The organism is Caulobacter sp. CCNWLW153, from assembly GCF_036889365.1.
GTDB lineage: Bacteria > Pseudomonadota > Alphaproteobacteria > Caulobacterales > Caulobacteraceae > Caulobacter > Caulobacter radicis.
In genome coordinates this window covers 173,538-195,203 of record NZ_JBAKFV010000009.1, presented here as the reverse complement: position 1 = coordinate 195,203, position 21,666 = coordinate 173,538, and the positions used below count along the sequence as shown (strand labels likewise).

21 protein-coding genes are annotated in these 21,666 nt (G+C 64.8%); 7 read left to right on the top strand and 14 right to left on the bottom strand.

Annotation, left to right across the window (positions count from 1 at the left end):
• The first annotated feature begins 80 nt into the window (after positions 1-80).
• On the top strand, positions 81-1,589 hold the full coding sequence (locus tag V6S85_RS15555; protein WP_334349482.1) for a UxaA family hydrolase: 1,509 nt from the start codon (positions 81-83) through the stop codon (positions 1,587-1,589).
• On the opposite strand, the gene V6S85_RS15550 is transcribed toward V6S85_RS15555, so the two are convergent.
• Positions 1,586-2,989 carry a serine hydrolase domain-containing protein gene (locus V6S85_RS15550; protein ID WP_334349481.1) on the bottom strand — a complete coding sequence of 468 codons (1,404 nt, stop codon included), beginning with the start codon at positions 2,987-2,989 and terminating at the stop codon, positions 1,586-1,588. The two genes, V6S85_RS15555 and V6S85_RS15550, sit on opposite strands and share 4 nt — an antisense overlap.
• Before the next feature lie 63 nt (positions 2,990-3,052).
• Between V6S85_RS15550 and V6S85_RS15545 the strand changes: the two genes are divergently transcribed.
• Positions 3,053-3,550 carry a MarR family winged helix-turn-helix transcriptional regulator gene (locus V6S85_RS15545; RefSeq protein WP_334349480.1) on the top strand — a complete coding sequence of 166 codons (498 nt, stop codon included), beginning with the start codon at positions 3,053-3,055 and terminating at the stop codon, positions 3,548-3,550.
• 13 nt (positions 3,551-3,563) lie between these two features.
• Here V6S85_RS15545 and V6S85_RS15540 read toward each other — a convergent pair whose 3' ends face one another.
• Both V6S85_RS15540 and V6S85_RS15535 read right to left on the bottom strand, forming a co-directional pair.
• A complete protein-coding gene (locus V6S85_RS15540; protein WP_334349479.1) occupies positions 3,564-5,090 on the bottom strand; it encodes a M20/M25/M40 family metallo-hydrolase in 1,527 nt (508 codons plus the stop codon).
• A gap of 76 nt (positions 5,091-5,166) precedes the next feature.
• On the bottom strand, positions 5,167-6,336 hold the full coding sequence (locus V6S85_RS15535; protein WP_243410482.1) for an acyltransferase family protein: 1,170 nt from the start codon (positions 6,334-6,336) through the stop codon (positions 5,167-5,169).
• A 127-nt stretch (positions 6,337-6,463) separates the two neighbouring features.
• Here V6S85_RS15535 and ygiD point away from each other — a divergent pair, with 127 nt between their 5' ends.
• Complete coding sequence (gene ygiD, locus V6S85_RS15530) at positions 6,464-7,234, top strand: 4,5-DOPA dioxygenase extradiol (RefSeq protein WP_334349478.1); 771 nt, start codon at positions 6,464-6,466, stop codon at positions 7,232-7,234.
• A 19-nt stretch (positions 7,235-7,253) separates the two neighbouring features.
• On the opposite strand, the gene V6S85_RS15525 is transcribed toward ygiD, so the two are convergent.
• The 3 genes from V6S85_RS15525 to V6S85_RS15515 form a co-directional block, all read right to left on the bottom strand.
• A complete protein-coding gene (locus tag V6S85_RS15525; RefSeq protein ID WP_334349477.1) occupies positions 7,254-8,918 on the bottom strand; it encodes a recombinase family protein in 1,665 nt (554 codons plus the stop codon).
• 19 nt (positions 8,919-8,937) lie between these two features.
• Positions 8,938-9,144, bottom strand: coding sequence for a hypothetical protein (locus V6S85_RS15520; protein ID WP_334349476.1), 207 nt, complete (start codon positions 9,142-9,144; stop codon positions 8,938-8,940).
• Between the two features lie 248 nt (positions 9,145-9,392).
• Positions 9,393-9,932, bottom strand: a complete 540-nt coding sequence (locus V6S85_RS15515; protein ID WP_334349475.1) for a hypothetical protein — start codon at positions 9,930-9,932, stop codon at positions 9,393-9,395.
• Between the two features lie 756 nt (positions 9,933-10,688).
• Between V6S85_RS15515 and V6S85_RS15510 the strand changes: the two genes are divergently transcribed.
• On the top strand, positions 10,689-11,144 hold the full coding sequence (locus V6S85_RS15510) for a MucR family transcriptional regulator (RefSeq protein WP_334349511.1): 456 nt from the start codon (positions 10,689-10,691) through the stop codon (positions 11,142-11,144).
• Positions 11,145-11,728: 584 nt separating this feature from the next.
• Here V6S85_RS15510 and V6S85_RS15505 read toward each other — a convergent pair.
• The 3 genes from V6S85_RS15505 to V6S85_RS15495 all read right to left on the bottom strand — a co-directional run bounded on the left by V6S85_RS15505 (position 11,729) and on the right by V6S85_RS15495 (position 13,401).
• Positions 11,729-12,001, bottom strand: a complete 273-nt coding sequence (locus tag V6S85_RS15505) for a hypothetical protein (protein ID WP_334349474.1) — start codon at positions 11,999-12,001, stop codon at positions 11,729-11,731.
• A 590-nt stretch (positions 12,002-12,591) separates the two neighbouring features.
• Positions 12,592-12,900, bottom strand: a complete 309-nt coding sequence (locus V6S85_RS15500) for a hypothetical protein (protein WP_334349473.1) — start codon at positions 12,898-12,900, stop codon at positions 12,592-12,594.
• A 249-nt stretch (positions 12,901-13,149) separates the two neighbouring features.
• Positions 13,150-13,401: a hypothetical protein gene (locus V6S85_RS15495; RefSeq protein ID WP_334349472.1), complete on the bottom strand. Its 252-nt coding sequence runs from the start codon at positions 13,399-13,401 to the stop codon at positions 13,150-13,152.
• A 266-nt stretch (positions 13,402-13,667) separates the two neighbouring features.
• Here V6S85_RS15495 and V6S85_RS15490 point away from each other — a divergent pair, with 266 nt between their 5' ends.
• Both V6S85_RS15490 and V6S85_RS15485 read left to right on the top strand, forming a co-directional pair.
• Positions 13,668-14,159: a DUF2840 domain-containing protein gene (locus V6S85_RS15490; protein WP_334349471.1), complete on the top strand. Its 492-nt coding sequence runs from the start codon at positions 13,668-13,670 to the stop codon at positions 14,157-14,159.
• The gene (locus tag V6S85_RS15485; RefSeq protein ID WP_334349470.1) at positions 14,156-14,584 is read left to right on the top strand and encodes a ribbon-helix-helix protein, CopG family; all 429 of its coding nucleotides are present in this window, start codon (positions 14,156-14,158) and stop codon (positions 14,582-14,584) included. Before V6S85_RS15490 ends, V6S85_RS15485 begins: the two co-directional genes overlap by 4 nt.
• Here the strand turns inward: V6S85_RS15485 and V6S85_RS15480 are convergent.
• From V6S85_RS15480 to V6S85_RS15460, 5 genes are all read right to left on the bottom strand, one after another.
• A complete protein-coding gene (locus V6S85_RS15480; RefSeq protein ID WP_334349469.1) occupies positions 14,577-15,149 on the bottom strand; it encodes a hypothetical protein in 573 nt (190 codons plus the stop codon). The genes V6S85_RS15485 and V6S85_RS15480 overlap by 8 nt on opposite strands.
• 115 nt (positions 15,150-15,264) lie before the next feature.
• Positions 15,265-17,310, bottom strand: a complete 2,046-nt coding sequence (locus V6S85_RS15475) for a DUF3363 domain-containing protein (RefSeq protein WP_334349468.1) — start codon at positions 17,308-17,310, stop codon at positions 15,265-15,267.
• 275 nt (positions 17,311-17,585) lie between these two features.
• Complete coding sequence (locus tag V6S85_RS15470) at positions 17,586-18,590, bottom strand: hypothetical protein (RefSeq protein ID WP_334349467.1); 1,005 nt, start codon at positions 18,588-18,590, stop codon at positions 17,586-17,588.
• Positions 18,502-19,581, bottom strand: coding sequence for a hypothetical protein (locus V6S85_RS15465; protein ID WP_334349466.1), 1,080 nt, complete (start codon positions 19,579-19,581; stop codon positions 18,502-18,504). The genes V6S85_RS15470 and V6S85_RS15465 overlap by 89 nt, the downstream gene beginning before the upstream one ends.
• 182 nt (positions 19,582-19,763) lie before the next feature.
• Positions 19,764-20,549 carry a hypothetical protein gene (locus tag V6S85_RS15460; protein WP_334349465.1) on the bottom strand — a complete coding sequence of 262 codons (786 nt, stop codon included), beginning with the start codon at positions 20,547-20,549 and terminating at the stop codon, positions 19,764-19,766.
• A gap of 165 nt (positions 20,550-20,714) precedes the next feature.
• Here V6S85_RS15460 and V6S85_RS15455 point away from each other — a divergent pair, with 165 nt between their 5' ends.
• Positions 20,715-21,638, top strand: coding sequence for a hypothetical protein (locus tag V6S85_RS15455; protein WP_334349464.1), 924 nt, complete (start codon positions 20,715-20,717; stop codon positions 21,636-21,638).
• Positions 21,639-21,666 lie beyond the last annotated feature (28 nt).

The following is a 21,666-nucleotide window of genomic DNA, read 5'->3' as shown; positions in this document are numbered from 1 at the left end:
CTGGCGAAGCTCTTGACACCGGTTTCCACTCCCTTAGGACCGGATGGCAACACAAAAAGTCGCAAAGACAAAGACCCCAGATGAGCGAAACGGCCACCTTTCCCGGCGAATCGATCCACGGCGTCGATCCGCGCGACCACGTCGCCACCGCCCTGCGCCCCCTGGCGGCGGGCGAGACCGTCGACCTGCACGGCCAGCAGATCCTGGTGCGGAGCGACATTCCCAAGGGCCACAAGATCGCCGTGCGCGCGGCCGCCAAGGGCGACGACGTGCTGAAGTACGGCTGGCCGATCGGCCGGGCCGTCAGCGACATCGCCGTCGGCGACCACGTGCACGTCCACAATGTCGAGACGCGCCTTTCCGGCGTCGAAGGCTACGCCTACGCGCCGACTGGGACCGACAACACCGAGGTCGTGGGCGAGCGCAGCTTCCTGGGCTATCGCCGCAAAAACGGCCGGGTCGGCACGCGCAACGAGATCTGGGTGCTGTGCACCGTCGGCTGCGTGGCCAACACCGCCCGCCGCATCGCCGAGAAGGCCAACGCCCGCTTCGCCGGCCGCGTCGACGGCGTCTTCGCCTTCCCCCATCCGTTCGGCTGCTCGCAGCTGGGCGACGATCTTTCCCACACCCGCCAGCTGATCGCGGGCCTGGCCGCCCACCCCAACGCCGGCGGCGTGCTGATCCTGGGGCTGGGCTGCGAGAACAACCAGCTCAAAGCCCTCCTCGACAGCGCCCCGGACCTGGACCCCGAACGCCTGCGCTCGTTCACCACCCAGTTCGTCGAGGACGAGTACGAACAGGGGCTGGAGGCCATCGAGGCGCTCATCGAGATCGCCGAGAAGGACAAGCGCGAGCCCGCCCCGATCTCCGAGCTGGTGGTGGGCCTCAAGTGCGGCGGTTCGGACGGCTTCTCGGGCGTGACCGCCAATCCGCTGGTCGGCCGCATCGCCGACAAGGTGGCCGCGGCCGGCGGCACCCCGGTGCTGACCGAGATCCCCGAGGTGTTCGGCGCCGAGAACGTGCTGCTGCAAAGGGCTGCAAGCCGCGAGATTTTCGACGAGGCCGTCGAGGTGATCGACGACTTCAAACGCTACTTCATCGACAACCACCAGCCCATCTACGAGAACCCCTCGCCCGGCAACATCGCCGGCGGCATCACCACCCTGGAGGAGAAATCCCTGGGCGCGGTGCAGAAGGGCGGCCGCGCGCCGCTGGTCGAGGTGCTGCGCTATGGCGAGCGGGTGGGTCCGCACGGGCTGACCTTGCTCGAAGCGCCCGGCAACGACGCGGTATCGTCCACGGCCCTGACGGCGGCCGGCGCAACGGTCATACTGTTCACCACCGGCCGCGGCACGCCGCTGGGCTTCCCCGCCCCGACCCTGAAGATCGCCTCCAACAGCGCCCTGGCCGCCCGCAAGCCGTCGTGGATCGACTTCGACGCCGGCGTGGTGCTGGACGGCCAGACCATGGACCAGGCGGCGGACGCGCTGCTCGACCTGGTGGTCGCCACCGCCTCGGGCCAGGAGACCAAGGCCGAGCGCAACGGCGAGCGCGAGATCGCCATCTGGAAGTCGGGGGTTACGCTCTAGGCTCGTTCCGCCTTGGCCGGCAGCCGCGCGCCGACGAAGTCGGCGAGGCAGGCGGCGGCGGGATGGCCGCGGTTGCACAGCGTGATCGTCGTGAAGTCCGGGAAGACCGCCAGGTCGCCGTTGATCCCGGGCGCGGCGCCGCCATGACCGTAGTAGCGCAGGCCGTTGCGCTCACGGATCGGAAAGCCGAGACCCCAGTGCGCGCTTCCGGCGACCACCAGCGGCTGGGTCATGGCCCGTAGCGTCTCGGAACGCACGAGCTTGCCCGCCCGCAGGGCGACCACGAAGGCGTGCAGGTCGTCGACGGTCGAATAGGCCCCGCCAGCCGGCAGGCCGACATAGGGGCCCAGCGGCTTCAGGCCGGTGGCGCGCGCGCCGGTATAGGCGGCGGCCGTGGTCCCGGCATGGTCCGCGCTCAACGAGGTCGCCGTCATGGCCGCCGGCTCGAAGACCGCCGCCTTGACCAGCGCCGCATAGGGCCGGCCGCCGACACGCTCCAGGATCCGCCCCAGCAGCACGAACCCGTAGTTGCTGTAGCCCCACCGCGAGCCCGGCTCGAACAGCGGATCGCGGCCGCCGTACATCGCCACCAGGTCGGCCGGCTCGGCGCTGGCGCCGGCGCCGGCGCGCCCGTCATAGCCGGGACCGAAGATGTCGCCGGTTCCGCCGGTATGGGTCAGCAGATGGCGAACGGTGACGCGATCGGCGATGGCGGCGTTGGGATAGTCGGGAAGACAGGCCCGGATCGGCGCGTCCAGCGTGACGATCCCCGTCTCGACCATCCGCATGACGGCGACGGCGGTGAACATCTTGCCCATCGAGCCGATGCAGAAGCGCACGTCCGGGCGATTGGGCGTCCGCGCGGCCTCGTCCGCCAGGCCGCGCGCTTCGCGCAGCAGGACGCGCTCACCCCGGGCGACCAGCACGGCGCCGTTGAAACGGCCGGCCAGCCCCTCGCCCTCGATCTTCTCGCGGGCGGCTTTCAGCGCCATCGCCTCGCTCAAGCGAGGAATCGCCTCGCCGACCGGCGCGCCGGCGAAGGCGATGTCGTCAAGGCGCTGGTCGCCCGACGCCTGCAGGGTGAGGCGCGAACGCCGGTCCCAGGCCCGGTCCCGGACCAGGGCGGTGATGCTGCCCGCCGTCGCCGTCTCGACCGCGATCAGGTCGAACCCGCCGCTGATCTCCCGCACGGAAAGGTCGTCGTCGAGATAGGGAACGACGCTTGGAGCCGTGCGGGTCACAAAGGCCTGATAGACGACGAGGTCGGCGTCGTTGAAGGCCGCCAGCCAGCGCTTCAGCCACGACCGCATGCGATCGGCCTCGCCGCCGGCCTGGGCCCGCGCGACGCCGGACGACGTCGCCGCTCCGGCGACCCCAGCCACGAACTCCCGACGGCGCATGCTGCCTCCCCTGCCCCGAAATCGCTTGCGCCGAATCGTTGTAACTAGTTACGATGAGAGTCAATGACCGAACCGCTCGACCCTCCCTCCGACTTCAGCAAAGGCAGCGGCGCGGCCGCCATAGGCGCGCGCCTGCGCCGGCTGTCCGAGCGGATCGACCGCGACGCCGCCCGGCTCTACCAGGAAAGCGGGGAAGCGTTCGAACAGCGCTGGTACGGCGTCGTCCAGTTGCTTAGCCGCCAGGACGCGCTGTCGGTCGGCGACCTGTCGGCGGCGCTCGGCGTCAGCCACGCCTCGATCAGCCAGATCCGCGACGGCCTGGCCAAGGCCGGCCTGATAGCCTGGGAAATCGACGCCAAGAACGCCCGCCTGCGCCGACTGCGCCTGACGCCGAAAGGGCGAGACCTGGCGGCTCGCCTGGCGCCGCTGTGGGCCGCCCTGAACGCGGCGGCCATCGATCTGAACGACGAAGCGGCCGACGCCCTGGCCGCGATCGAGCGCCTCGAAGCGGCGCTGGCCGGGACCTCGCTCTACGACCGGGTCAGGGCCAGGCTCGACTAGCCGGAGAGGCCGCTCACTTGGCCTCGGCGATCTCGTACATCAGGTCGACATAGCTCATCGTGCCGCCGACCAGGCCCTGCACCTTCGGATTGCTGCTCTCGATCACGTAGTACTCGTTGGGCGCATGGGCGCCGCTGCCGTGCCCCAGGCCGAACTGGCCCGCCGGCAGGCTGACCGGCGGCGAGGTGAACACCGTGCCCGGCCACGAGCCGGCCAGGCGCGGATAGAGCGTCGCCGGCGCGCCCAGGCGCTTGTAGCTGGCCAACTGGGCGCGGATCAGGCGGCTGTCCTCCGGCGTCTCGGTGGGGTCGTAGCCGCCGCTGACCTTGATCTCGACGTCGTTGAAGCCGCGCTTGTCGAGATGGGCGCGGATCTTGGCCACCGCGTCGTCCATGGTCATGTTCGGCACCAGGCGCAGGTCGATCTTGGCCACGGCGCGGCCGGGCAGCACGGTCTTGCCGCCGGGACCGGTATAGCCCGAGACGAGGCCCTCGATGTTGATCGTCGGCTGCGAGGCCAGGCGCTCCAGCGCCTTCTCCCACGGCAGGTCGTCGATCCAGCGGTCGACGCCGAGCGCCTTCTTGGCGTCGGCCTCGGTCATGCGCTGGGCCGCCAGCGAGATCAGCTCCTTCTCGCGGGCGGTCAGCGGCCGGACCTTCTCGAAATAGCCGTCGACGGCGGGCGTGTTGCCATCGGGCGTGACCAGGGTGGTCAGCGCCTGAACCAGCCGCCAGGCGGGACTGTCGACGCGGGCCTTCTCGCTGGAATGGATGTCGGTCTTGGGACCCCTGCCCCATTTCTCGCCGCTGGCGACCAGTTCGAACTCGACGACGCCCTTGGCGCCCAGGTTGACGCTGACGCCGCCGTTGCTGGGGCTCTGCCAGCCGGCCGGGATGATCACGCCCTCGCACTTCTTGAGGGCCGCCAGCACGTGGGGCCGAGTGACGATCTGGCGGAAATGCGGGCTGCCGATCTCCTCCTCGCCCTCGCAGACCAGGACGAGGTTCACCGGCGGCTTCTTGCCCGCGGCGCGGATGGCGTGCAGCGCGGCCAGCAGCGAGGCCTGCGGCCCCTTCTGGTTCACCGCCCCGCGCCCGACGATCACCTTGCCGAAGCCGGGCTTGTCGACGATGCGCGCTTCAAGCGGCGGCGAGCTCCATTCGGCCGGGTCGTACTGCTTGACGTCGTACATGAAGTAGATCGCCAGCCAGCGCCTGGCGCCGACGTCGAGCACGCCGAACACGCCCGGCGCGCCGTCGGTCGGGATCTTCTCGACGCTCGTGAAGCCGGCGTCGCGGGCCAGGGCCGCCATGTAGTCGGCGCCCTTGTCCATGTCGCGGTTCTCGGCGGCGATCGACGGCAGCGCGATCCAGTCCTGGATGCGCTTGACCGAGACGTCGTAGCCGGCCTCGGCGGCCTTGCGGATCGCCGCCATGTCAGCCTCGCGCGCGGACGGCTTGGCGGCGGCCAGGCCGGGGGCCAACAGGGTGGCGGCGGCCGCGCCGGTCATCAGCGCGCGGCGGCTAGGAGCGTCGGACATCGTCTTCCCCACGAAACTCTGCGTGGAGAGGATAGGAGGCTACGACTCACCGGGGAGCAAGACGCCCGACCGCGCTTCAGCCGCGGCCGCGCACCCAGGGCATGATGCGGTCCTGCACGGGCTGGTCGACATAGGTGTGGAACAGCCAGGCCGCGCCGATGGCCAGCGGGAAGCCGGCCAGCCACATCAGCCATTGCCAGCCGATGCCGATCGGCACGGTGTCGATCAGCTTGTGAACGGCGCTCCAGTAGATCACGCCCACGAGGATGTGGGTGATGAACAGGGCGAACGAGAGCTTGGCGCCCTCCTCGATCCAGGCCTTGGGATGCTTCACCGGCAGGCGGCCGGCGCCGAGGATGATGGCGGCCAGGCAGGTCAGGCTGGGCAGGTCGAAGCGGCCGATCATCTGCAGGATGACCAGGCCAGCGCAGCCCAGCGTCAGCAGGACCTTGGCCGCCTTCTCGGTCGGCCAGGACAGCTCGACCGCCCGCGCCAGGCAAAGACCCAGCAGGAACAGCGGGATGGCGCGCAGCACGCCTATGCGCAGCGGCAGGTCGGAAAGGCCGATCGGGACCTCGGCGAAACCGAAGCCTTTGGTGCTGCGGGCGGCGATGTCGAACAGCGCCACGACCACGGCGGCCAGCACGATGGGCAGCCAGGGCCGGCGCGTGGCGCTGGCGGCGCGCCAGAACCAGGGGAACAGGGCGTAGCAGACGATCAGCGCCGACAGCGACCAGCTGGGCAGGTTCCAGCCGTCGCTGTTGAAGCCCCAGGCGTGCATCAGCATGGCCTGCAGCGGCAACTGGTCCCAGGCGAAGCGCGAGGGCTTGTGGGCGTCGGTGCCGACCAGGTTCAGGGCGAAGACGAGGCCGGCCATGGCGGCCAGCACCATCAGGTGGCCCGGCCAGACGCGGGCGGCGCGGCGCAGCCAGAACTGGAAGTGGGTGATGCGGCCGGAGATGGCCGACGGTCCGTAGGCGCGGCCAAGCACATAGCCCGAAAGCATCAGGAAGAAGTCGGTGGCCAGATAGCCCCGCGCGAACACCGGATGGAACCGCTCGATCCGCAACGGGCTCTCGGCGCCGAAGTGGTAGACCACGATCAGCAGTGCGGCCAGCAGGCGCAGCAGGTCCAGGGCGCCGCCACGGGTGGCCGGACGGGACGAATGGCCGACGGGTGACGCGACCGGGGCGGCGGATCCCGACGGGGACGCGGCCGACTCCGAGGATGACTGGGACGTGCTCACGAGGGGAGGCCTTAACAAAGCCGAGCCGCCGGGGGAAGCGGCGGAAGGTCGCGCTGGGCCATGCTTGACCACCGAGGTGCGAGCGCCCATCTGTAACTGCACAAGTTTCTATTCGGATATCGCCGCCATGACCCGCATGCCCGTCCTCTTCATCGGCCACGGCTCGCCGATGAACGCCATCGAGGACAACGCCTGGAGCCGCGCCTGGGCGCAGCTGGGCCGCGACCTGCCGCGCCCCAAGGCCGTGCTCATGGTCAGCGCCCACTGGGAGACCATGGGCGGCACGGCGCTGAGCGCTTCGGAGCGGCCCGAGACCATCCACGATTTCGGCGGCTTCCCCCAAGCGCTGTTCGACGTGCAGTACCGGGCGCCGGGCGATCCGGCCCTGGCGCAGCGCGCGGCCGACCTGCTGGCGCCGCAGCGGACCGTGCAGCACCCGACCCGCGGCCTCGACCACGGCGCCTGGAGCGTGCTGCTGCCGATGTATCCCGACGCCGACGCGCCGGTGGTGCAGCTCAGCATCGACCGCGGCCAGCCCAACGCCTGGCACTACGAGGCCGGCCGCAGGCTGGCGGCCCTGCGCGACGAGGGCGTGCTGATCATCGGCAGCGGCGACATCGTCCACAACCTGCGGGCCGTGAACTTCCGCACCGGCGAGACCCCCGACTGGGCGCCGCGCTTCAACGAGCGCGCCAAGGCCCTGATCGCGGCGGGCGACCACCAGCCGCTGATCGACTGGGAAAGCCTGGGTCCGGACGCGGCGCTGTCGATCAACAGCGCCGAGCACTACCTGCCCCTGCTCTACGTGCTGGGCGCGCAAGCGCCGGGCGAGTCGGTGTCGTTCTTCGCCGACGACGTGTTCGCGGCGATCTCGATGACGGGCGTGCAGGTGGGGTGAGGGCTTTAGCGTCCCACTCTTAACCTCCCGTCATTCTCGCCCGAGAAGATCCCGACACGGATAGCGGGCCGCCTAGAAATCCGCCAACGGCCTTGCGCCGTTGGCCTCCATCGTCCTGAGCCCACTGGAGCAGCGTCTCAAAGCCGCTGCGAAGCTCGGCGAAGATCTCGCCGCGATTGGGGCCGGGGGTGAGGATGATCTCCTGAATGAGCGCCCGGATCGCCTGGGCGGCAGCGTCGCGCTCCTCGGGCTGGCTAAGCGCTTCGCTCAACCGCTCGACCTTGCGGCGGTAAAGCTCGGCGATGTTGGGGTGAAGGTCGGGCACGTCGATCATCGGCTCGGCGAGCTTGGCCTCCAGCGCCTCGACGTCGGCCTCCAACGCCTTCAGGCGCTCCATGAGGGGGCGAGTGTAACCACCGTCCTCGATGGCGCTCACGATGCCGTCGATGGCCTTGCGCGCCTTTTCTAGGCGCAGGAGGTCGGCTCCGCGATTGGCCCGGCGGTGATGGTTGAAGCGGTTGCTCTCCTCGATATAGGTCCGCATGGCCCGCTCAAGGGCCTCGGGCGTAACCAAGCTCTCCTTGAGGCCTTTGAGAACCCGCTCCTCCAGCCGGTCGCGGATGATCGTGCGGCCGTTGGAGCAGCCGTTGCCCAAGGCGTTGTTGGAGCAGCCAAAGCGGTTGTTCGACCGCTTGGCGACCGTGCCCCCGCAAAGGCCGCAGACGATCAGGCCGGAAAGCAGGGTCTTGGGGCGACGCATGGCCGGCAAGGCCGCCTTGTGCTTGGCCATGTTCTCCTCAAACACGTTGACCAAGCTGGCCTGACGCTCGCGGGCCGCCGCCCAAAGCGCGTCGCTGACGATCTTCAGGTGCGGGGCCTGCACATGCACCCACTCGCTCTCGGGATTGAACCGCATGGCGTTGCGGCCGGTGTCGGGGTTCTTGAGGCGGCGACGCCGGTTCCAGATCATTTCGCCTACATAGAACTCGTTGTTGATGATCCCCGAACCCAAGGCCCGGTTGCCCCGGATAGAGGTGTCGCTCCAGCGCCCTCCCCACGGCGAGGCCACGCCCTCGGCGTTGAGTTCGATGGCGATGCGGCGCGGGCTCTTGCCGGCGGCGTAGTCGCGGAAGATGCGCCGGATGATCTCGGCCTCCTCGGGAACGATCTCCCGCTCGCCGGTCGTCACCTTGCCTGAAGCGTCGATGGTGCGAACGACCCGATAACCGTAGGCGTTGCCGCAGCCGACCTTGCCGGCCTCCACCCGTCCGCGAATGCCGCGATGGGTCTTGGCCGCGAGATCCTTGAGGAAGAGAGCATTCATCGTGCCCTTGAGGCCGACGTGAAGCTCTGTGATCTCTCCCTCCGACAAGGTGACGATCGGCACGCCCGCGAACCTCAGTCGCTTGAAGGCGGCTGCGATATCCTCCTGATCGCGGCTGAGCCGGTCCAGGGCCTCGGCGAGCACCATGTCGAACTTGCCGTCCAGCGCGTCGCGGATCAGCGCTTGGACGCCGGGACGAAAGATGACTGTCGAACCGGAGATCGCCGCATCCGAATAGGTCTCGACCACCCGCCAGCCTTGCTTGTCGGCGTGCATGCGACAGATGCGGAATTGATCCTCAATCGAGGTGGCCGACTGCTTGTCGTCCGAATAGCGGGCGTAGAGCGCAACGCGGGTCATGTCCTACCTCCAAAACAGATCAGGTCTCGTCGTCCTCGCCCCCATCCCCGCCATCCCCGCCATCGGCGTTGGCCGCCGCCAGACGGGCCAAGTGATGCTCGCGGGCCAGCTGCCGCCCCAGAAGCTCAGCCAGGGTCATGACCACGGCGTCGAACTCGGGATGGGAGGGCGGAGCGTCGTTGGCCGGCACGTTGGCGTCTGGGGCGGGGGGCGAAGTCTCGTCCATGGGCGGCTCCTCGGGAGGGGGAGCCAGAAGCGTTCGAGGGGCGTCGATATCGGTCAACGCAGGGCCAACGGCCTGCGGACCTTCGACAGGCAAGGCGCAAGAACGCCCGGAAACCTCGCGAGGGGTCACGGGAATTTCCGGGAAACTAGTAGAAAGCGTCAGATTTCTGCGCAGCATGCCCCTTAGACGATCCAGACCGGCAACAAGGACAGGACCGACCGGCAACAATCCGCGCCCGCGCCCTCGTTTCATCGCACAAAGGCCGGCAAGGTTTCGGGCGCGGCGTAAGCGGCGCCGCAGTCGGGGCAGTGGCAGCGCGACAGATATTCCCAGGCGCTACGCACGAACGGCCAAGCCGGTTCTTCCTGCAAGGCGAGGAGACGATAGGCGACCGAGAGCAGGGCGACGGCGTCTTGAGCCGAACGCGGCTTTAGCTTTCCGAGCGGCCCTAAGGCCTCTTCAGAGATATCGCCTAAGCGGACGGTCTCGGCGTCGATGGCGGCCATTTCGGCGCTCATCGGCAAGGCCCGCAGGCGCTCGGGGCTGAGGTTGAAATAGTCGAACTGCCGGACCGCCTGGTCCTCCAGCTCCGACCAGCGCCGGGCGATGCGGTCGATTTCCTGGTCCAGCGCCACCCAGGCCGCACAACGGGCCGGAATGCTGACGCGCTTGGGACCGCCCACGGCTCTTGCGGAACCGACCACGGGAACACCGCTGGCGGCGATCACCGCGCGGCGCGAGATGGCAGGCAGGCGCAACTGGTCGCCCGCCTTTCGACGCTGGCCCATGGCGTAGGTCCTGATTCAGTGGTTATGATTTTTCTATCAAATTGGTCGGTTCAAATCAATAGAAAATCATCATGCGAGGCGAAAATTGTCACCGAGGCTGACGACCGCGCAAATCCGGGCAGCTCGGGCTTTGCTGGACTGGAGTCAGCCGAAGCTTGCTGAAGCGTCGAAGCTATCGCTGCCGACGATTAGTCGCATGGAAGGGCCATTGGGGCCTGGTCGCAGCACCCCCGCTAATGTCGAAGCGGTTCGCAGGGCGTTCGAGGATGCTGGGGTGGAGTTTCTTGACGCTGATGAGCCCTCGCAGGGCGGCGGGGTGGGCCTTCGCCTCAAAGATTGAGGCTGGCGGTTAAGCCGCAGGCGCCTCGCGCCTGAAGCGGCTTAAACCGCATGCCGAGCCCAAGCCGGGCGACGAGCGGCCGGTCAAGGGTGCGCGTAGCGCACCGCCGTAGGCGGCGGCGAAGCCGTCCTTGAGGGGGCGAACGGCGTCTGGCCGTAGCGCTACAAGCAGACGACCCCAGTTGCCGCCAACCACCGCCAAACCCAAGCATGTCAAAGTCCTGCCGAAGAACGGCGACGTGATAGATAGCCAGACCTAGGAAGAGGACTCCCGAGAGAATACCTCCCACTCGGATCGGATCGAAGCTGACGCCGTTTCGCGTAGTGACGAGGTAATTCAGGAAAGTTTTGATGAAGTCGAACATGCCCATATTTATTGTGGGCGATCTGGCTCCGACGTCGATTCGAGGACAACACATGACTGAAGACAAAACCAAGCTGACCGAACTCACGGCTGAAATCGTCTCGAACTACGTGGCCAACAACCCCACAGCCGTCAGCGATCTGCCCGCCCTGATCAAGGCCACCTATGACGCCCTCGCTGGCGTCGAGAGCGGCGGCACTGTTGAGGGGAAAGGCGTCGAAATCACCAAGCCGACCCCGGCTCAAATCCGTAAGTCCATCACGCCGGACGCTCTGATCTCGTTCGAGGACGGTCGCCCCTACAAGACGCTCAAGCGCCACCTGACAACCCAAGGCCTGACGGTCGCGGAATACAAGGTTAAGTGGGGCCTGCCGAACGACTACCCGACCACGGCCCCGGCCTACAGCGAAGCCCGTTCGGCGATGGCCAAGGCGCTTGGCCTTGGTCAGGGCGCTCGCAAGGCCAAGGCTCCGGCGGCTAAAGGCCGCGCGAAAAAGGCAACCGCGTAAGGTTTGCAAGCATGAGGCGAGGCCTCTACGGTCTAGCTTTTGCGTGATGGATGACGATGAGCCGCTTAGACCAATACGTTTTCGCACTCTTGGCCGCTGGCGCCGTGCTCGGATCGGCCGAGCTAATCAGTGGCTCGATTAGAGACGGCCAAACCCAAGAGCAGCGCATCTATCCCAATCGCTGGAGCGTCCATCAGGAACTTACTGACGGGTGGGTCTTGCTCGACGCCGAGGACGGCCGCCTGTGTGTGGTCATGAAGAACGTCAGCATTCCGACGCAGCAACCCTCCTGCACTCAGCGACCACCGCACTCGTGAACCCGCGACCTCTCGACTTGCCACCGCTGACGAGACAGCTACAATTATGGCGCGTCACAAGACGCCAACATCAACCGATCCGAGCTTGCTCGGTGGCAGCAAAAGAGAATTCGGATTCAACACTGAATGTCGATTACGTTAGCGACCGTTCTCACGGTCACTCAACTTGCTTATTGGACTATCAAGGTCGCCAAGGCGGTTAAGAACTTCAATAAGAGCTAAGACGAAGGCCGGGCCACAAACCCGGCCTTTCTTTTTGCCCTGCGATCAGTGCAGCCGGTAGGCGTCGAGGAAGCTCCAATCGACGTTGTCGAGAGCCGCCCGCGACCACTCGCGAACTAGCTCCTCGTGCTCATCCTCGGGGTAGTCCTCTAGGGCTTTCTCAACGGCCGCCATGGCGCTCGTCATGCTCTCTTGCAAGCCTTGCCACGCCTCCACGGTCTCGGCGTCGGCCCTGCCTTCCAAGACGTCGGCGCGGACCTCTAGCAGCCTCTTGAACGTGGGGCTGTTCACCAGTTCCTTAAACTCGTCTTCGGTCATGACGCCACCTCAGATAGCGGCTCAACGCTATCCCGTAGGCAGGCCTCCGTCGAGCAAGCTGCTCAGAATGACCTTCAGGAATCCATGCCTCAGAAATGGCGCTCCTAAATCCGCATCTAAAAATGGAGTGCTAAAAAATGATCCATAAAAAATGGCATCAGGAAATTGCGCGTATAATTGAAAATAGGTGGAAAAATTTTGACGACCTTTAAAGCGTTCCCATACGCGTCAAACTCTACATCTGTTTATTATCGCAAAAAAAGTTCGATTGAATCGCCCATTTTGGGCGAATTTATACGCCAAAGCGCAACTGTTACCTTGCACTCATTAGATGCCTTGAGAGAGATTTCAGCCGTCGAGGGCATCACGCCCCGGCAGCGGTGACGAGGGGCCAGTTCCTAGGCCGGACCCCTCGCCAGAACTCCAAGCAGCGGCCAGAGCCGTGAAGGAGGTGCGCGGTGCGGCACATCGCCCGGAGGAGAAGAGCCAACGCCCGGCTAGTCTAACATGACTGCCGGGCCAAGGTCATCAACGGGGCCGGATCAGCAATGGTCCGGCCTTTTTGTTCTCGTGCTTTGGCATGGCGACGCCTAGCGCTGAGTAGCGCCTTCGAGATTTGCCGCCGCGTCCAGCACCCGTTCCAAAATCTCTTGGCTGTAGCCGCTACCGGCCTTCATGGCTTTGACAGCCCGCTGCGCTTCGTCGGCCGTTATGACGAACTGCGTCGCGGCTTCGTCAAACTTCATGGTGATGTGAAAATCCTTGGCCACTTGGCCAACGACGATCTGCGGAAATCCTTGTAGGCCGAGGCCGTTGCCCCGGACGTCTTCGATCAACGCGAGGGCTACAGCGCCGCCGATGTCTCCCGACGAAATCCCGATCGCATATCGCGTTCCCATCGCTCACCTCCGTCTGCTGCAAGCAAAGCTAGGCATGCGGTTTTCAGTCGGGAACCCCCTATTTCTACGGTATTGCGCGGGCCAGCGTTCTGCGGGATCGTTGGCCGTCGCCGGTTGCTTGAGAACAGCCGACGACAGGCCCGGCGCGTGAGAACGTCGGGCCACCCTCTCGTGGCTACCCACCCTTAGCCGCCTTATCTCCGAGTGGCCGCAGCTGCGGGCAGTTCAGACCCCACCGCAGCGCGATCACTAGTGGCAGGTTGGGCTAGGGAAGTGCTCAGCCAGGTAAGCGTCGATCAAATCGGCGCCCTGGCGCCAGAGCGCGTCAGCGGCGTCTATGTCGGCGGCGGCTTCCATGTCCCGAGTAATGCGCTCCACCATCCGGCCAAGGTCTCGATAGGCCCGCACCTGCTCTAGCGTCAGACGTCCCGCCTTGAGGTCGTCACGAACCATCATGATCCGAGCCAAGATGGCGTCAGCCTCGTCCTCTTGGTCATCCACGCGTGATGCGTTCCCTGAAGGTGGTCGCCAGCTTGCGGGGCTATAGCCTCGCAGCAAAGAGCAAAGCCGGGAGGGCGCAAGCCGTTCCTATGGAGCGCTCAAACCGATCTCGCGCGCAAGAACCCTCCCAGGCTTCCGGCCGCGATGGACGCCGCCGCACTCATTCCTTTTGATGGCTAGGGCTTCTCTTTCGTCGATCCATCAGCCGGCGGGATTGAAACCTCGGCGTCGCAGCCGACCATGCCGCACGGTCTTGGAGCCGCGACATGGGTCAGCCCCTCCACCTCACAAGCGTCGATCTGATCTGGCTAAAGGCCCGCCTTCAGCGCTGGGTCCGTTTCGGCCGCCCCGTCGCTGACGAGCAGATCGACCGCCGCCGCCGAACCGTCAGCTTCGCCCCCGGCTCGGTCTTCGCCGTCGTCCATTGGGAGGCCGGCGACTACGGCACGACCCTCTCCCGCCTCTGGGTCCTGCGGGCCGTCGCCCCCGCCGAGCCCTGCGACCGCGTCCCCTTCGTCAGTCCCGGCGCCGAAATCCTCCTCGACCTCAAGACCTGGGTAAAGGTCCGCGCCGCCCTGGAAGCCATCGACGCCATCGAGGCGGCAGGCTTTCGCCCCGAAAGCATCTGCCCCGACCACTGGCGCCACGTCGGCGGCCGCATCGCCGTCGCTGAGACGGTCTCGCCCTATACCCGCGCCCGTCATCGCGCCTGGCTGATGAGGAAGCGCCTGGGCCTGACCGACGAGGCCGCCGCATGAAGGTCGAAACCAAGGTCTATCTGCCCGCTGATCTCTCCAAGGCCCTAGACCAACTGGCGATCCGCACCCGCCGACCAAAGTCCGAGATCGTCCGCGCGGCCGTGGCCTCGTTCATGTCGCCGGACGGCTCGGAACGCTCGGAAGCGGCCTTGCTCCGCCGCCTCGACCGCATGAACAGCCGCATCGAGCGGCTGGAGAAAGAGGCCCAGGTCGGCAACGAGGCCATGGCGATCTTCATCCGCACCTGGCTTGGCACCGCCCCCATCGTCCAGGCGGCCGATGAGCCAGCGACGCGGGCGCTGGGCCAAACGCGCTATGCGAAGTTCATCGAGGCCCTTAGCCGGCGCGTCGCCAGCGGGACCTCGTTGACCGATCAGGCTTTTGAGCCTTCCGGTTCTCCTCCTATCGACGAGACCGCTAGTTAGTCTTTGTCTCCCAGCCGAGCGTCAAAATGCGACCGGTTCGGTGATAGTATGCGCGGCCATTCGGTGCTTTCGCAGGTTCTTGTAACGGTAAGCCACTAGGGCGAGGATTGGCGACTTTTTCCGCCATGAAATCAAGCATGCGATCAATGAACCACGACACCGTGGCCTCATCGTATGAAACATCAGCCTCAACCACGGACGGAACGTAATTGGAATTATCGCCTTTATGGCGCGTCACAATCATACGCTCGACACGAACTCTTCCAGCATTCAGGTAAAACGACAAGTGCTGCTCGTTGTCTGATCCGTAGTCGTGCCCAGCCTGCTTCAATCCCATCGAAACCTGCTGATAGCCCTCTTCGGAACGCCCCGCATACCCTCCGGGAACAAGTACGAACTCCGTGTCCAATGCAAAGGCATGCATTTGATCGAGTGCGGCCTCTAAGCGGGCGAGAATGAACCTTCGGCGCAAGGCTGCTTCAGCCTTTTCGTCGAGCGCCCTTCCATCGGCGTTGTTCCAGGCGACCGCCAACTCAACAAGGCGACGTTGCTGTTCATCGGTCATGCTGAACCTTCCGTAAGACCCGTGGAGCGCTCTCGTTCTAAGCAACCCACCAAGTTCGGAACGTGTCTTTTTGCACTCTATGGATTCCAACAGTAGCCGCCAGACCGGGTAGGGATCATAGCCCAAGGCCTCGCCCCCGCCCGAGCTGCCACGAGATCCCGCCGCCGATTTCGACGGTCCCGCTGATCTCCTGGCCAAGGTGGTGCTCCATCGCCGGCCGCCAGGGAACGAGGGTGAACGCCTTGCTCTCCTCGATCACCGCGTACTTTCCCGATGCAAGCTGTGTGGTGTCCGTCAGCTTGCCGCGCACGCTCTCGCCGGGCTCGGCGATGCGGAACGGCAGGCCCTTGGCCCTGGCCATGGCCCGGCCTGCGCTGCCGACCTCCTGACGCTCCAGGGTGGCCAGAAGGTCGCGCTTGGGCTTCCAGCCGCCTTGGCTGTCGCGGCTGTCGCGGCTGTCGCGGCTGTCGCGGCTGTCGCGGCTGGCGTGGCCCTGGCGGACCAGCACGTCGCGGCGGCGCTCCAGGGCGCGGCCGACCTCGCCGCCGAAGCCCTGGGGCGAGGCCTCGAGCGCGCCCTTGCCGACGAGCTGGCGGTCGAGCCAAGTGGCCCCGTTGCTCCTGATCTGCCCCTCCAGGTCGAAGGCCGACAAAAGCCGTACCTGCGCCCGCTTGCCTTGGGCCTGGTCGAAGGCCTCGGCGCGAGCCGGGAAGTCCTTGGGGATGCTCCAGGCGTCCTTGTCCCAGCGCTCGACCACCCCGCCTCGGCGCAGGGCCTCCAGGCGGCGGACGTGCGAGGCGACGAGGTCGTCAGCGTCGGCGCCGGGAGGAAGGCGCATCTCGCCATTGAGGAGCCGCTGGCGGTGCTCGCTGGGCCGATAGACCCCGTCCTCTGCCAAAGCCGCGATGGTGCGATCTGCCGGACGGCTGGCAGGCTTCTGGCCGGTCTCGACGACGGCGCCGATGCGGATATCCGCAGCCGTCTGGCCATCGACCTCGACGTGACGGACCCGCCCGTCCAGGCCATCGACCACAAGGCCGATGCGGTCGCCAAGCTCGTCGGTCAGGCGCTTGTCGATCACCCGGCCGACCTTGGGCGAGGAGGCCTCGCCGGCAGGGTCGATGACGAAGGTTTCGGGCGCGGCCTCGCGGCCTCGGCGGCTGACCGCCCGGCTCATGGCGCGGATGATGTCGCCGCGCTCTCCCATGGCCTTCAAGGTCGGCTCTATGTCCTCGGACAGCCGCCAGACGCCGGGCGAGACCTGCTCGGCCAGGTCCATACGCTCTAGGGTCTTGAGGCGGCCCTGGCGCAAGGTCGTTTCGGCCTGGGCGCGGACCTGTCCGGCGACGGGGCGCACGTCCACGGTGCGCTCCAGGCTCGCCTCGGCGACGAGGCTGCGGTCGATGCTGGTGAAGCGCTCGGCGGTGATCTCGGCTTGGCGCTTCCTGGCGATCTCCTGCTCCGTCTGCGGTCCAAGCTCCAGGGTCGCCAGATCCTGGGCGCGATGGCGCAGGCCCTGGGTGATGTAGTCCTGGGCGATCACGAGATCCTTGCCGAACTCGTCCTTGCCCCGGATGACGACATGGCTGTGCGGATGGCCGGTGTTGAAGTGATCGACCCCGACCCAATCGAGCTTGGTTCCTAGGTCGCGCTCCATCTGGCCCATCAGGTCGCGGGTATAGGCGCGCATGTCCGAAAGCTCCGCGCCGTCCTCGGGCGCGACGATGAACCGGAACTGGTGGCGGTCGCCCGCGCCGCGCGCGGTGAAGGCGCCGCCGTCAACGCCTTCGGTGTCGCGGTCATAGAGTTTAGCGGGCTCGCCCTCACGGGTGACGCCATCGCGCACGAGGTAGCGCAGATGCGCCCCGGCCGCCTGGCTCCCGGCCTTCAAACCAACGATGCGGGCTTTGATGACGACGCGGCGCCCCGCGCCGCCGCCTCGGAAGCGCAGGGCGTTGGCCACGTCCTGGCCTCGGCCGGTGCGCGAGCACTTGCCCGGCGCGGTCGCCGGCCGCGCCGGTCGACCGCCGGCCCGCCGGGCTCGGACCGGCTTGGGCTTCCCGACCAAGCGAGAGAGCCGCTGATTGCCGCCCACCGCTTGCCGGCCGTCGCTGCGGATGCGGCCAGGGCGCAGCTCGAAATCCAGCAGGTGATCGTCCATGGCCCAAGCTTGCGCCCAAGGCCGCCAGCGGCAAGCGGGACCGGCTTTGGGGACAGCTAAGGGGAAGAAAAAGAACCCGGCGACAAATTCGAGGGCCGGTCGCCCGTTCGGCTAGGCCCGAAAATTCCAGTGTGCAGACAATCGCGTGCGGGGATCTGGCCCCGGACGCTTCAATCTTGCAATCCTCCCTTACCCCGCTTTCCGCCCCTCCAGCCCCCATTTCCCCCCGCCTTCCAAAGGTCGGGCGACGCACAAAGTACGCCGCCCGCATGCGGTTAGATGGTCCAGACTTGGTTCAAAACCTGCGCCGCCAACGCCGCCTTATCCTGTGGCAGGAAGCGCCCGTAATGCTCGGCGATGGTGTCGGGCGTGTCCTGGATCGCGTAGCTCGCCTGCTCGAAAGAGCCCGTCCGCTTGAGGACGTGGGTCGCCAGCACGTCGCGCACATTGTGCGGACCGTGGGGCAAAAGACCCTCGATGGCGCCGCGCCCGGTGTAGGGATTGTAGATCCCGTAGCGCTGAATGATCGTGCGCCACGCTTCATAGAAGGTGTGCTGCTCGTAGGCCGGATTGGTGCTGATCGTCTTCACCGTCTTGATGAAGAACGTCCGTGGATCGGCCCGGCCTCGCAGCAGCGTCGGCCGATCCTTGGCCAGATAAACGTCGATCTCGTCATACAGGCCGTCGAGGTCTTGCAGGATCAGACGCAGCGGACTTTTGCGGAAGAAGGTCGAACCGGCGTTCTTGAACGCCACGGCCGGAACAAGCACCTCCCATCCACCCTCGCGGTCACTCCACCGCATTTCACCGCGCTTGAGGCCCTCAAGCTGCTTCTCCGGTGTCCCGCTGCGCCCCCTTGGCACGAACAGCAACTCCCGCAAGTTCTTCTGACGAAGGCCCAGGTGAAGGCCGACGCGGAGCATCAGATAGGCCCGTGTCGCCTCGGCCGCTGCGACCGGAAACCGCCGCCGATCCGGCCGCAACCGGCGCACCTCCTCGCCGATCTTCCGGTACTCACCAAGCGGGCTATCGGCCTCCAAAACAGGAAGGATCGGCTCGAAGGGATCGCGATGGACGCGCGCCACCCGGTCGATTTCGCGTGTCCGAACGAGCGCATGGCGGTGCATGGTCTCGCAGACTGCATCCCAGTCAGCGTGCGCCGCCTCGACGTCTTCTGCGCTGATCAGCCCCTCAATAGGGCGCAGATAGCTGGCTAGATGCGGTGATTGCCGAAGCCAACCCGTGCCCTTGCGTGTGAGGCCGGCGATGACGATCAGCATCTCGCTTTCCCACCGCGTGAAGAAACCGCGCTTGGTCTCGCGCCAACGCAAGTACCAATCCCAAACGGGCGGGAAGAGCAGCATCGCGAAGGTCAGGGAGCGAAGCGGCGCGCCATAGCCGCGCAAATCGTCCTCGGGACATGCCGCCAGGGCGCCGAACATCAGCCCGAGGTGATCCATCTTCTGATCGGCCGTCGCCTCGTTCCAGACGCCGTTTCGGCCCTTGCCGCTGGTTGGTCAGGGTCGCGGTCTTGAAGAGGCGTAGGTCCCTGGCTTCGGCGTCTAGAACCGGCGGCGCCCGCTCGGCGCCGAGCGGCCGGCCTATGACGATTTCGCCGCCGTCAGCCAGGCGGTCGGCCAGCGCGGCGGGCCGTGGCATGGGCAGCGGCCGATTGCCTTCTGAGAAGCGGAACGAGAACCGATAGAGCTGCGCGTTAGCGTGATAGCGCCGGTACTCGGTCGAGCCGGACACGACGACGGTACGCACCCATTCTAGGATCTCGTCGCGTTTGGCCTTGGGAAGTCGGTCAAAGTCGTCGGGCAGGTGCCAGGCGATCCGGCGGCGTTCGGCCGTAGAAAGCTTCTCTAGGCCGCCGCCCGTGACCATCCGGCTTGGATGCGTGAGCTTGGCGCGGAAATAGCCCTCGGGCAGTCGATAGCGGGCCTCGATCGCCGTCAGGATGCGGAAGGTCGAAGTGCTGCGCGGCTCCTTCTCTCTCCGCTGCCAAGTGTAGAGGGTTTGGACGTCGATCTTGTCGCCGCTGACGGCGAGGGCCTTGTGAAGGGCGTAGATGGTCTCGCCGTGACGGCGGACGTGCAGATCGAGGGCGGCGGCGAAGTCGCCGGGGTCTTCCCATTCGATCCACAGTGGATCCGGCCGGGCGACGATGGGGCGGGTCTTGTAGACCCTCTTGGGCTTGCTGGCGGCTCGGCTGATTTGCGCAGAGAGGCGCACGCCTTTCAGCGGCGCGGCTTTGGATTTGGAAGGCATGGTGTTCGCACTGACGCGCGGACCAGTTGTCCGCACGGTCTAGACGCGCTGGCTGCCTAAGTCAGGCAGTGCCGCCATGAAATTTCCTAGGGTTTTAGGCTGGGGGCGAGCAATCACAAGCTCGCCACCCTCGCGGCCCCAATTATGGTGAGCTCAGCGAAGACACCAAGGACGCAAAAAGCTCATAGCGGCCCCGACCCAGCAGGCTCTTCCGCAAGTTTGGAAGGTTCCGACGCGCAAGATTGCCCACCTGGTGCATTCACCGCTGGGGTCGACGCTTTACGCTTTCGCTTTACTGGTCGTTGCTCGTGTATTGAGGGATTGATTGCGTCCTTCTGGTTGCAAATTACTTCAGTTGAAACGTTTTGCGTCACCCTCTCAAAAGAAGCTTCATTTCGAGATTCAGTTTTCGTGGAACGATGCTGCCACAAATATGCAAAGGCTACCAGCATGATGAGTATCATGCCTATAACAATATATTTAGTAACATAATATGTTCGCTCCCCTCGTTTCACCCTCCTCCATTCAAATCTTAAAAGGGATTGAGAGCATTCGATAAATTTTTCTTCGACCTCTTTTATATTTTCGGGGGTTAATTTCGCATTTTGACCAGCAAGGGTTTCAAATTCTTTCATTTGGAACAAAAGCGCCTTTGAGGGCTCTTCATCCGGGTTAATTCTAAGGGTTATTCCGTGGCTAGCTTCGTTTAGATTCTTATAGTTACCCAACAATGCGGAACTATCGACCGCCTTGCCAGATTTATTCAATCTTATTACGTCCGATATTGCATTTATGCACGCCAAATAATCAATTATACACTTCCTGAGGTCATTTATCCATGCTTGGCGAAACTCGGATACCTTTTGCTCCTTCCCGATTACTAAGCCCAGGAGGGATACAAGGCCGGCGATTATCGCAGCGCCGACCGCGCCGATGCTTATGTCGTTCATCTTACCGTTGCGAGCCATCTTGCGTTGCCACCCACTCTGGGCGGCAGCCGGGCTTGGAATTTCCACCGGAGGATGCAAGCTTGAGGCAAGCTTAACAAGGAGGCAGTGCCTCAGGGGGCAGTTCCAACAATGCCAGAGTCGATCACATTTCACTTCGAGGGTGGCCTCGCCGATAGCCACCAAATGAACTTCTACGAGGCCGCTAGATTTCAGTATTCCGCAGCGCGCCTCATGGTTAAACTTGCCCAATTCCGCCAAACCGGGCGATTCGTTAAGAAAATAACGAACAAGTCAAACTTCAATATCCTCCTTAAGAGTCAAACTGACGGATCCTTCAATATAAACGTCGAGGAACCTGAGCAGGAAGCATCTAAAGACAATTTTATCGATATATCGATTGCAGATTTGATCGCTTATGTGAGCGAGCGCGTGATCGAGAAGATTGATGAGGGCGCAAGGGCATCGGTCCCCGGAAGTCTCGCATCGCTACTCCCCACCAGTGCGCTCGGTGGCGACGAATCCGTTCTCGACAAGCTTGCTCAAGCAGCCATTGCTGACGACAATTTCGTCGCGACGCTTCCGTGGCAAGTTCAAGACCTCGTAAAGCGAAGGGTGTCTGAATTCTATCGTGAGCAGAGGATGCTCGAAAAGAAGGATGCGCTCGCAAAGATCGATTTTGCGAGAAGTCAAAAACTGATAGCGATGTCCGCCCCGCTTCTGAGCGACATGGCCACAGCGTTGCGACGCAGCGCAGATACTCTTGAAGTGACGTCATCGAAAAGCGGCACTTCTCGCCCCCTGCTATTTCTCGATCAAGACATGGCTCAAGAGATCGAGACAGCAATCGTTGATGATGAAATAACCCCCATACTGGGAGACATAACTCAGTTCAATAAGGACAATGGCTGGGGTAAGTTGAAAATTGAAGACGGAACAAAGACCGTAAGCTTTAGCATTCCGTCAGACATACTTCCGACCATGAAGCAAATTCTTATTGATAACATGAAAAGAGACCTGGTTTATCTCCAGGTATATTTTGTTCGCGATCGATCCGGCGAGATAGTTCGGATGATTCCCGTGGGCATAATCCCGACGCCAACGCGCTAGGCGGCCCCATTCGACCAGGCGGTCCGGT